Raw genomic sequence first — 11,891 nt, 5'->3', positions numbered from 1 at the left:
GAACGCGGTCTCGATGGGTTGGCCTGATAAGTCTTCTGGCAGTCATCACCACACTTCTCGCGGCGCCGTCCGCCGAGGCGCTGGCCGCCCGCCGGCCGCACGGCAAGGTCTGGACGCCGCCGGGGGCGGCCCCCGGCACGGGCATGAAGTCCGTCAAGGGCAAGAACCTCGTGCCGTCCACCCCGAAGGCTCCGGCCTACCCCGTCCCGGCGACGTGGAAGCCGTCCGCCGCTACCGCGGTGCCCGCAGGGTCGGCCACCGTCGCCCTGGAGGCCGGAAAGGCCGTCCAGGCAGGGCAGCTGCCCGTCAAGGTCGCCCCGGGCACCCGGGGCTCGGTGCACTCCGTCGCGGTGGAGGTCGCGGACTCCGAGGGGAAGTCCACGACCGGCCGCCGGGTCACCCTGACCGACGCCGCCCCCGGTGGGGCCGGCCAGGCGAAGAGCGTGAAGGTCGCGCTCGACCTGAAGGCCCTGCAGGGCGCGGCGTGGACCGAGCGGACCCGTCTGGTGGCGCTGCCCGCCTGTGCGGCGGTCACGCCCGACGCCGCGGACTGCCGCACGAAGACGCCGGTGGCGTCCTCCGTCGACCCGAAGACGGGCGTGCTGACCGCCGAGGTCCCGCTCTCCGCCGCGAGCGCGCCGAAGGCCGCGAAGAGCAGCGGCAGCGGCACCGTCCGGGCGGACTTCGTGCAGGCCGCGGCCGCGACCTCGTCCGCGGTGCTCGCCACCGAGTCGGCGGCCGGCGGTCCCTCGGGCACCTACGCGGCGACCCCGCTGTCGCCGTCGGCGGCCTGGGGCTCCGGCACGAACGTCGGCAACTTCACGTACTCGTACCCGGTCTCGACGCCCCCCACGCTGGGCGGGGCGGCGCCCTCGGTCTCCCTGGGCTACGACTCCTCCGCGGTCGACGGCAAGACGTCGGCGCAGAACTCCCAGTCCTCCTGGGCGGGTGAGGGCTGGGACTACCAGCCCGGCTTCGTCGAGCGCTCCTACCAGGGCTGCGACAAGGACGGCCTCGCCCACTCCAGCGACATGTGCTGGTCCGGGCAGAACGCCGTGCTCAACCTGGGCGGCCACTCCGGCACCCTGGTGAAGGACGACACCACCGGCACGTGGCGCCTGCAGGGCGACGACGGCTCCAAGATCGAGCAGCTGACCGGTGCCGCCAACGAGGCCCGCAACGGCGAGTTCTGGCGCGTCACCACCACGGACGGCACCCAGTACTACTTCGGCCAGAACCACCTGCCGGGCGGCGACCACTCCGACCCGGCCGCCAACTCGGTGGCCTACGAGCCGGTCTACTCGCCGAAGAGCGGCGACGACTGCTACGACTCCGCCAAGGGCACCGCCTCGTGGTGCCAGGAGGCCTGGCGCTGGAACCTCGACTACGTCGTCGACCCGCACCAGAACCTGGTCACCTTCGGCTACCAGCAGGACCTCAACTACTACAGCCGGGGCGGTGGCCAGAACAACGGCACCGGCACCCTGACCGCCTACGTCCGGGCCACCGAGCTCAAGCAGATCGCCTACGGTCAGCAGCTGGCCGCGCAGGTCACGGCGAAGGGTACGCTCAAGGCGGCGTCCAAGGTCCTCTTCACCACCGAGGAGCGGTGCTTCCAGTCCGGGAGTATCACCTGCACCACGGCGCAGCGGACCGTGGCCAACCAGAACAACTGGCCGGACACCCCGCTCGACCTCAACTGCGCCTCCACCGGCACCTGCACCAACTACGGGCCGTCGTTCTGGTCTCCGCTGATGCTGTCGAAGATCGAGACGCAGGTGCTGGTCGGCACCGACTACCGCTCGGTCGACCTGTGGACGCTGAAGCACTCCTTCCCGAACCCGGGTGACGGCACCAAGCCGTCGCTGTGGCTCGACTCGATCACCCGCTCCGCCACCAACGGCCAGGCCGCACAGGCCCTGCCGGCGGTGACCTTCACCCCGCGTGAGCTGGCCAACCGGGTGGACGGGCTCGTCCCGGCCCAGCCGGCGTTCAACCGGCCGCGCATGCAGCAGATCACCACCGAGACCGGTGGGAAGATCAACGTGAACTACCGGGACACCGAGTGCTCCCGGACCGCGAACCACATGCCGGCCGCGGCCGACTCCAACACCATGGCCTGCATGCCGGTCAACTGGTACCTCCCGGGCTCGTCCTCGGAGGACCCGGTGAAGGACTGGTTCCACAAGTACCTGGTGTCCTCCGTGACCGAGCAGGACGCGGTCACCGGCGCCCTGGTGAAGTCCACCGACTACACCTACGGCGGCGGCGCGGCCTGGCACCGCAACGACGGTGAGTACACCGACCCCAAGTCCCGTACCTGGGACGAGTTCCGCGGTTACGCCACCGTCACCTCCACCTCGGGCAGCGCCTACCCGGGCGAGGCGCCGAAGACCCAGCAGGTCACCACCTACCTGCGGGGCATGGACGGCGACTACAAGGCCGACGGCTCCAAGCGGGCGGTCAGCGTCTCCTTCACCCCGTACCCGGGCGCGACCGCCGTCTCCGTCACGGACGACACCTGGCGTGCCGGTGGCGTGCTCGGCAGCCAGAGCTACGACCAGGCCGGCGGCACGATCATCGGCGCCTCCGCCACGGTCACCGGCAACGACCTCGTGACGGCCACGCACAAGCAGAAGAACAGCATGCCGGACCTGGTGGCCCGCTTCGGCAGCACCATGTCCACGTCGACCTCCTGGGCACGCAAGGTGGACGGCACCTGGCGGTCCACCGGCACCGTCATGACGACCGACCCGGCCAACGGCAACCGGCCGCTGCAGATCGACGACAAGGGCGACGGCACCGCCGCCGCACCGGAGATCTGCTCGACCAACAGCTACGCGACCAGCACCAACCCGATGCTGCTCGTGCTCGTCTCCCGCGAGCTGGTCGTCACCGGCCCCTGCGGCACCACGCCGACCGCGGCCAACACCCAGAAGGACACCCGGACCTTCTACGACGGCAAGGTCTTCGGCCAGGCCGGCGGCACGGGTGACCCGACGTCGTCCGACACGGTCAACTCCTACGACGGCTCCGGCAACGCGGTGTACACCACGCTGACCACGGCCACGTTCGACGCCTACGGCCGGGTCAGGACCTCGGCGGGCCCGGACGGCAGGGCGACCACGACGGACCTCTCGCCGGCCACCGGCACGATTCCGACGAAGGTCACGCTCACCACGCCGATGGGCGCCACCTGGGCGACCTCGCAGACCTTCGACCCCGGCCGCAACCTGCCGCTGGAGTCGACGGACGCCAACAACCGCCACACCACGCGGAAGTACGACGCGCTCGGCCGGCTCACCGACGTCTGGACGGCCGACCGCGCCACCAGCCTGACGCCGAACTACACGTTCTCCTACGCGGTGAACGGCGTCACGGCGCCGTCCGTGGTCACCTCCAAGGCGCTGACCGAGAGCGAGACCTACTCGGTCAGGACCGAGCTCTACGACGGCCTCGGCCGACCCCGCCAGACACAGACCAGCCTGCCGACCGGCGGCGCCGGCCGGCTGATCGCCGACACCGTGTACGACTCGCACGGCTGGGCGATCAAGACCTCCGAGCCCTACTACGAGAGCACCACCCAGCCGAACGGCAGCGTCTACGCCCCGCAGGACTCGCAGGTGCCCGCCCAGACCTGGGCCACCTACGACGGCCAGGGCCGGGTCACCAGCAGTGCGTTCGTCTCCTACGGGCAGCAGCAGTGGACCTCGTCCACCGCCTACCCGGGTGTCGACCGCACCGACTCGACCCCGCCGCAGGGTGCCAAGCCCACGACGACCCTCACGGACGCCCGCGGCCGCACCACCCAGCTGTGGCAGTACCGCACCGCCACCGCCACCGGCAACGCCCTCGACGCGGACGTGACCTCGTACACGTTCACGGCGGCCGGCCAGCCGGACAAGCGGACCGACGCGTCCGGCAACGTCTGGTCGTACCAGTACGACCTGCGGGGGCGGCAGACCGCCGTCACCGACCCGGACACCGGCACGACCACCACCGCGTACGACGCCGACTCCCGGATCGCCTCCACCACGGACGCCAAGGGCAACAAGCTCGCCTACGCGTACGACCTGCTCGGCCGCAAGACCGCGATGTACAAGAGCAGCGCGGCCCCGGCCAACCTGCTCGCGAGCTGGACGTACGACACGGTGGCCGGAGCCAAGGGCCAGCCGGCGAGCTCCACCCGCTACGTGGGAGGCGCCACCGGCAAGGCCTACACCTCGGAGGTGACCGCGTACGACACCATGTACCGGCCCACCGACACCAAGGTGACGATCCCGGCCGGTGAGGGCGCCCTGACCGGCACCTACACCTCGCACAACGACTACTCGCCGATCCTCGGCTTGCTCGTCCACACCGACATGCCCGCGATGGGCGGCCTGCCCGCCGAGGGCGTCGACTACCTCTACAGCGACACCGGCCTGCTGCTCGCCTCCGGCGGCAACAGCACCCTCGTCACCGACGTCCAGTACGACGCGGCCGGCCGTGCCGTGCGCACCACCGTCGGCGACTGGGGCAACCAGGTCGTCTCCACCCAGCAGTACGACTGGGCGACCGGGCGGCTGATCCAGAACAACCTGGACCGCCAGGTCGGCACCACCTCGCTCGACCAGACCAGCTACACCTACAACCAGGCCGGCCGGCTCACCTCGGTCAGCGACCTCCAGAGCGCCACGGCGACCGACCGCCAGTGCTTCACCTACGACTACCTGGGCCGTCTCACCAACGCCTGGACCGACACCGGCTCCGTCACCACGGCGGCAGCCCCGTCCGTCCCCGGCGTCGGCGGCTGCACCAACGCGTCGGGCCCGGCCATGACCGGCTCGCCCGCCAAGCCCAGCGTCGGCGGTCCGGCGCCCTACTGGCAGACGTACGGCTACGACAAGACCGGCAACCGCACCTCGCTGGTCCAGCACGACGTCACCGGTGACACCACCAAGGACGTCACCACGGCCCAGACCTTCGGCACCACCGTGAACACCGCCACCGCCCTGCCGAACACCGGCGGCGGCACCGGCGGCCCGCACGCCCTGCTGAAGTCCTCGGTCACGGCGGCCGGCACCACCAAGGACACCACGTACCAGTACGACGTCCTCGGCAACACCACGGCCGTCACCGAGACCGCCGGCACCACCAACCTGACGTGGAACGGCGAGGACAAGCTCGACGGCATCGCCAAGACCGGCGACCCCGCGGGCACGACCTACCTCTACGACGCGGACGGCAACCAGCTGATCCGCCGCAACCCCGGGAAGACGACGCTCAACCTCGGGTCGGACGAGCTCACCCTCGACACCGCCTCCGGGTCCATGTCCGACGTCCGCTACTACGCCGCCCCCGGCGGCATCACCATCACCCGGGTCACCGCGGCCACCGGAGGCGGCAAGCTCGTCTACCAGGCCTCCGACCCGCACGGCACCAACGGCGTCCAGATCGAGACCGACGCCCAGCAGACCGTGAGCCGGCGTCCCACCGACCCGTTCGGCAACCAGCGCGGCACCCAGCCCGCGCCGGGCGCCTGGGCCGGCGACAAGGGCTTCGTCGGCGGCACGCTCGACACGGCCACCGGGCTCACCAACCTGGGGGCGCGCGAGTACGACCCCGTCCACGGCCGCTTCCTCAACCCCGACCCGCTCCTGGCGGTCTCCAGCCCCCAGCAGTGGAACGGCTACGCGTACAGCGGCAACGACCCGGTCAACGCCAGCGACCCGTCGGGTCTCATGCAGGACACCATGGAGAAGAACAGCAGCAGCAGCGGCTGCGGCATGTTCGTCGTCAACTGCGGCGGTGGCGGCGGCGGCAACGACTGCGCCTCCAACTGGCACCCGCCGTGCGCACCGCCCACCACCCCCACCAACGGCAGCGGCAACGCCGGCAACGGTGACACCGGTGACAACGGCGGCGGCAAGAAGGACAACAAGAAGAAGTGCGGCGGCTTCGGCGGCTGGCTCAAGTGCAAGGCCAAGAGCGCAGCGCACGCCGTCGTCAAGGTGGTCGAGGAGCACCCGGTCATCGCCGCGATGGTCATCACCGCGGTGGTGGTGGGTGCGGCTGCCTGCATCATCATGACGGCCGCGGCCTGTGCCGCGATCATCGTGCCCGCAGCAGCCAACGGCGCCCTGGCCGCAGCCGAGTTCGGCGCGGCCGCCATGGTCGCCGGTGCTGCCGCGGCGGTGACCGTCGAGGCGGGCATTGCCGTCGGGGCAACCGCACTGGCCACCCTCGGGGTCGGTGCCGCGGTCGCGGCCAAGACCGCCCAGAAGGCGGAGCAGTCGGCCGCCGGCGTCAGCGGCCGTGCCAGCCAGACCGCGGCGAAGGAGGCCACGGAGGGCAGCAAGGCCGCCCGTCCCAGCACCAGTTCCGGCGGTGGCGGCTGCAACAGCTTCCCGGCCGGTACGCAGGTCCAGCTGGCCGACGGCAGCACCAAGGCCATCGACCAGGTCCAGCTCGGCGACCAGGTCGCCGCCACCGACCCGCAGACCGGGGTCACCGCCACCCGCGCCGTGTCGGCGCTCATCGTCGGTCACCACGACACGGAGTACACCGACCTCGTCCTCACCACGGCCGGGCCCCGGGGCCCTCCGAGTGACGAGGAGAGCATCACCTCCACGGCGCACCACCCGTACTGGGACATCACCACCCAGCGGTGGACCGACGCCGAAAACCTCAAGACCGGCGACCAGCTGCGCAACCTGGACGGCACCACCAGCACGGTGCTGACCGTCCGCTCCTACACCACCGCGCCGCAGACCGCCTACAACCTCACCGTCGCCGACCTGCACACGTACTATGTGCTGGCCGGACCGGCGGCGATTCTCGTTCACAACGATGCCTGCCCTACAGGCGGCAGTCATGACGTAGAGCCCAGCACTTGGACGCCCAACGAGAATTATTCGCCGGCGGAAGTGAAGGCAAGGAGCGATGCAAACGAAGCCTTCTACTCGGTTCATCCGGAAACTCACGAGCTAGTGAACATGGTGACCGCGAATCCCAACATGGCGCCACGGTCCAATCCGAACGGCACCGTAGACACGTTCCTGGGCAATAATCTTAGTAACACGGCCAGGAGGTTCTGGGGTTCTTGGGTGGGGTCGCCGATTTATTGGAACGGTAGACCTGGAAATCAGATCAGAATCATGATCAACCAGGCAACCGGTCAAATTGCACACTTTCCCCTGACGGGACAAGGCGTGCATAACTATGGGTCGCCAAGCCTTTACGGTTGGTAGAAGTTCCGAATATGAGCAGTGCACGGCATCCCCGCGGATGCCGTGCACTGCTCCATTGGCGAACCGGTAGATTTCCCATTATGCTCTCCGGAGGGGCTGGAATAATGGATTACCTTGAGCGACTTTCCCCGGGCGGCCTGATCTTCCTAGGGTTGATGGGTTCGGAGTGCCCCCTTATCCCGCCGACGCTCGCCACCCTGGCTTCGGGGTATCCGGCAGTGTCCGGAAAGTGGCCGAGATCGGTCGTCCGTGACGATTCTCCAAATTTTATATCCAGGGCGAACAGGGGCTGGTTTGACCTTTCCTGTGAAGGTGGACTTTTCGGTTCTGATCGAGAATTTCTGGTTGCAGTTGCGCTTAGTGAAGGTGAGGTCGACTGGTGGTGGGCGCGCGTCAGGTTGGCTGAATCGTGGGATATTATGGGCGCGGGCTCCGCTGCCGGTCTCGGCGGCGGTTTCGGCGCACCGGAGTTTGCAATGATGTCATCGACCGGAGACGTTATCGTCTGTGGCGCGGCGGGGAATTCTTCTATTGGCGCAGTCCTGGTGAATGAATTTCGAAATCTTGCTGGCCTTCGCGAGCTCGCGGAGTGGAAAGCCAGCTGGCCGGGGACACCACAGCAGGAGAGGGTGGCTGTCCGGAGGTGGCTTGAAACCCTCGTGCACACTGAACCGGCAGGGCCTAATGGAGAGGTCTTGTAAGTCTGGAAGGGTGGAACCTTCCAGCGTCCGCTATCGGCTCGAACGGCGATCACGAATTTCCGCCGCACGCGGTTGGGTCGTCTCCCCGTGTCGCTCGGTCTCGCGGGGCCGTGGGGCGGGTAGGACTGTGCTGACTGTGTCGGGCTGACCGCAGGGAGCCGCAGAGTGGCCGCATACCTCGACCGTGACCAGACCGGGAGCGAGCAGGTGCCCGCGCAGGACGCGCCGCCCCCGCCGCCGGAGTTGGTGGCGCTGGCGCACGCGCACGGGGTGGACGACACGTACGACCCGGGCAGCGGGCCGGTGCCGGTCGGGCCGGACACGCTGGTGGCGGTGCTGGCCTCGCTCGGGGTGGACGCGTCGACGCCGGAGGCCGTCCGGTCGGAGCTGGCGGAGCACCGCCGTACGGTGGCGGCCCGGCTGCTGCCGCCGTGCGTGGTGGTGCGTCAGGGGCGGCGCACCGCACTGGACGTGCCCGCCGGGGCGGAGCTCGCGGTCGAGCTGGAGGACGGCGGCCGGTGGGCGCTGCCGAAGGGGCACTCGCACTGGCTGCCGGCCGATCTGCCGCTCGGCCGGCACCGGCTGACGGCGAAGGCGGGCCCGCGGGAGGCGTCCGTGGCCCTGATCGTGGCGCCGGCCCGGCTGCCGGAGCCGCAGGGCCGTAGCTGGGGCTTCCTGGCGCAGCTGTACTCGGTGCTGTCGGACCGTTCCTGGGGCATGGGCGACCTGGGCGACCTCGCGGAGCTGGCGCGGTGGGCGGGGCACGAGCTGGGTGCGGGCTTCCTGCAGATCAACCCGCTGCACGCGGGCATGCCCGGTGCGCCGTCGGACCCGTCGCCGTACCGTCCGTCCTCGCGGCGTTTCGCCGACCCCGTGCACCTGCGGGTGGAGGCCGTCCCCGAGTACGCCTACGCACCGCTCGACGGGTACGGGCCGAGGGCGCGGCGGCTGCGGGCGGAGGTGCTGGAGCACGACGGCCTGATCGACCGGGACGCCGTCTGGGCGCTGAAGCGCGAGGCCCTGCAGGAGCTGTACGCGGTGCCGCGGACGGTCGGCCGGGCGGCGGCGTTCCGGGCGTTCACCGCACGCGAGGGCGAGTGGCTGGAGCGGTACGCGACGTACTGCGCGCTCGCCGAGGTGCACGGGCCGAACCGGCACGAGTGGCCGAAGGGCCTGCGCCGCCCCGACAGCCCGCACGTGGCCGCGGCGAGGGCGGAGCTCGCCGAGCGCGTCGACTTCCACCGCTGGCTGGCCTGGCTGGTCGACGAGCAGCTCGGCTCCGCGCAGCGGGCCGCCGAGGAGGCGGGCATGGCGGTCGGCCTGATCCACGACCTCGCGGTGGGCGTGCATCCGGACGGTGCCGACGCCTGGGCGCTGCAGGACGTCATGGCGGAGGGCATCTCGGTGGGTGCCCCGCCGGACGCCTTCAACGCGCACGGCCAGGACTGGGGCCTGCCGCCGTGGCGCCCGGACGCGCTCGCCGAGGCCGGCTACGAGCCGTTCGCCCAGCTGCTGCGGGCCGCCGCCCGGCACGCCGGGGCGATCCGGATCGACCACGTGATGGGCCTGTTCCGGCTGTGGTGGGTGCCGGCGGGGCATCCGCCGACCCGCGGCGCGTACGTGCGCTACGACGCGGAGGCGATGCTCGGCGTGCTGGCGCTGGAGGCGCACCGCGCGGGCGCGTACGTGATCGGCGAGGACCTCGGCACGGTGGAGCGCGGGGTGCGCGAGCAGTTGACGGAGCGGGGGATCCTCGGCACGTCGGTGCTGTGGTTCGAACGGGACTGGCAGCGCAAGGGCGAGATCCTGCCGCCGGACCGCTGGCGCTCCGGCTGCCTAGCCACCCTCACCACGCACGACCTGCCGCCGACGGCGGCCCGCCTCAGCGGGGAGCACGTGGAGCTGCGGCACCGCCTGGGCCTGCTGGTGCACCCGCTCGGCGAGGAGCAGGACGCGGCGCGCACCGAGCTCGCCGAGTGGCGCACCGAGCTGACCGCCCGTGGGCTGCTCCCCGAGGGTGCCGACCTGACGCCGGAGACCCTGTACGCCTTCCTGCTGGCGACCCCGGCGTCGCTGGTGGGGGTGTGGCTGCCCGACGCGGTGGGCGATCCCCGGCCGCAGAACCTCCCCGGCACCTGGGACCAGTACCCGAACTGGCGGCTGCCCGTCGCGGACGGCGGTGGCCACCCGGTGACGCTCGACCGGCTGGCCGCGGAGCCGTCCACGGCCCGTCTCGCGGGGGCGCTCGCGGACGCCCTCGGAAGGCGCACCCCGCCGAGCGGCACGGTGTGAGCGGCCGGTACCGTGGGTGACGTGGACAAGAGGAACGCAATGCGCGCCGGTGCGGTCACCGCGGCGGCCACGCTGATGATGCTGATGACGTCGCCCGTGATGGCCGCGACCCCCGACGACGGCGACCAGCCGGGCGCGGGGATCGGCCTCGGCGAGGTGATCGGCCTGTACGTGCTCCTGCCGATCGCGCTGTTCCTGATCATCTCCGGTCTGGTCATGCTGCCCTCGATGGGCAAGGGCAAGAAGAAGTAGCGGCACCGTCCGAGCGCCGTCGGGGCCGTCGCCCCGGCGGCGCTCAGGCGTGTCCGGGGGCGTGTCCGGTCGCGGTCGCGGGTGCTTTCGCGGGGGCGGCCGGGGGCAGGCGCCAGTCCGCCGGTCCTGCGGGCGGCAGGTGGCGGGCGAAGCCGGCGGTCCACCGCTGGGCGCCGTCCGGCAGCAGCGCGAGGGCCTCCACCCCCGGGTGGCGGCCCGCCCAGGCGAGGCCGCGTTCCGGGCCCATGGCGAACGCCGCGGTCGTCCACGCGTCGGTGCGGGCGATGCCGGTGCCCGCCGAGCCGACCAGGGTGAGGGAGGCGAGCCCCTCGGCCGGGCGGCCGGTGTGCGGGTCGACGACGTGCGCGCCGCGCTCCGCCGTGCCGGAGGTGGCGACGGCCAGGTCGTGCCCGGCGAGGACGGCGGCGACGCGGCCGGGCCGCAGCGGGTCGGCGAGGCCGATCCGCCAGGGGCCGCCCGTGGTCTGCACGTCGCCGCCGCCGCTCACGCAGTGCTGCCGGGAGCCCGCGGCGGTGAGCATCCTGGAGGCCTCCTCGACGGCCCAGCCCTTCACCCAGCCGCTCGGGTCGAGCCGGCCGGCGGGGCGTGCGCTGAAGTAGCCGTCGGTCTCCTCGGCGACGGTGCGGCAGTGGGCGAGCGCCGCGGGCACGTCCGGGTGGCAGGCGTCGAGGGCGAGTTCGCCGCGGTCGAGCCGGCTGATGTCGCTGTCCGGCCGGTAGGGGGAGAGGACGGCGTCGATGCGGTGCAGCCGGGCGGTGATCCGCCGCAGGGTCTCCTCGGTGTCCGGCCCCGGGTCGCGGACGGCGAACGAGAACACGGTGCCCATCACGTGCTCGGCGTGCCGGAGGACGGGCGTGGCGGGCGCCGGCGGCGCGGTCCGCCCCGTCACAGCCCGGCCTTGTCGAGGGCGCTCTGCAGCGAGGCGGTGTAGCCGTCGCTGGTGTAGGTGGCGCCGCTGACGACGTCGATGTCGGCGCTCTGGGCCGCGATCGCCTCCTGGTTGAGCACGGGCAGGGCGTAGCTGTTGATCTCCTGGTCGCGGTGGTCCTGGGAGGGGTACTGCACCACGTCGATGGTCGTGATCCGGGTGCCGGAGAGGGTGACCTTCACCTGGACGGGGCCGTACCGGGTGTCCGCGGCGTCACCGGTGACCGAGCGGGTCGACGCCGAGCCCGCGCCAGCCGTCGAGCCGGTCGTGTCCGAGCCGTTCGTGCCCGAGGACCCGGACGAGCCGGACGACCCGGACGTACCCGAGGATCCGCCGGAGCTGATGACCGCCGCCGACCCGGTGGCGTCGTGGGGCTTGAGGGAGAGCAGCAGCAGGATCCCCGCCACGGTGGCGGTGCTGCTGACGACGGCTCTGCGCATGGGACGGACTCCTCCGGGAGGCAGG

5 protein-coding genes are annotated in these 11,891 nt (G+C 71.5%); 3 read left to right on the top strand and 2 right to left on the bottom strand.

The annotated features are described in order from the left end of the window. Positions 1-143: 143 nt before the first annotated feature. The 3 genes from OG335_RS12910 to OG335_RS12900 all read left to right on the top strand — a co-directional run bounded on the left by OG335_RS12910 (position 144) and on the right by OG335_RS12900 (position 10,477). Positions 144-7,232, top strand: a complete 7,089-nt coding sequence (locus OG335_RS12910; RefSeq protein ID WP_405011243.1) for a polymorphic toxin-type HINT domain-containing protein — start codon at positions 144-146, stop codon at positions 7,230-7,232. Between the two features lie 866 nt (positions 7,233-8,098). Continuing rightward, the gene (malQ, locus tag OG335_RS12905) at positions 8,099-10,225 is read left to right on the top strand and encodes a 4-alpha-glucanotransferase (RefSeq protein ID WP_405011242.1); all 2,127 of its coding nucleotides are present in this window, start codon (positions 8,099-8,101) and stop codon (positions 10,223-10,225) included. 21 nt (positions 10,226-10,246) lie between these two features. Then, positions 10,247-10,477 (top strand): hypothetical protein, encoded by a 231-nt coding sequence (locus OG335_RS12900; RefSeq protein WP_405011241.1) that lies wholly within the window; start codon positions 10,247-10,249, stop codon positions 10,475-10,477. A gap of 43 nt (positions 10,478-10,520) precedes the next feature. Here the strand turns inward: OG335_RS12900 and OG335_RS12895 are convergent, their stop codons facing one another. Beyond that, a complete protein-coding gene (locus OG335_RS12895) occupies positions 10,521-11,324 on the bottom strand; it encodes an FAD:protein FMN transferase (protein ID WP_405015378.1) in 804 nt (267 codons plus the stop codon). A gap of 59 nt (positions 11,325-11,383) precedes the next feature. Next, complete coding sequence (locus OG335_RS12890) at positions 11,384-11,866, bottom strand: FMN-binding protein (RefSeq protein ID WP_405011240.1); 483 nt, start codon at positions 11,864-11,866, stop codon at positions 11,384-11,386. Positions 11,867-11,891 lie beyond the last annotated feature (25 nt).

This window comes from Kitasatospora sp. NBC_01539, assembly GCF_045040525.1.
Classification (GTDB): domain Bacteria; phylum Actinomycetota; class Actinomycetes; order Streptomycetales; family Streptomycetaceae; genus Kitasatospora.
Note: the sequence above shows the minus strand (reverse complement) of the source record. Positions and strands in the feature narration are given on the sequence as shown.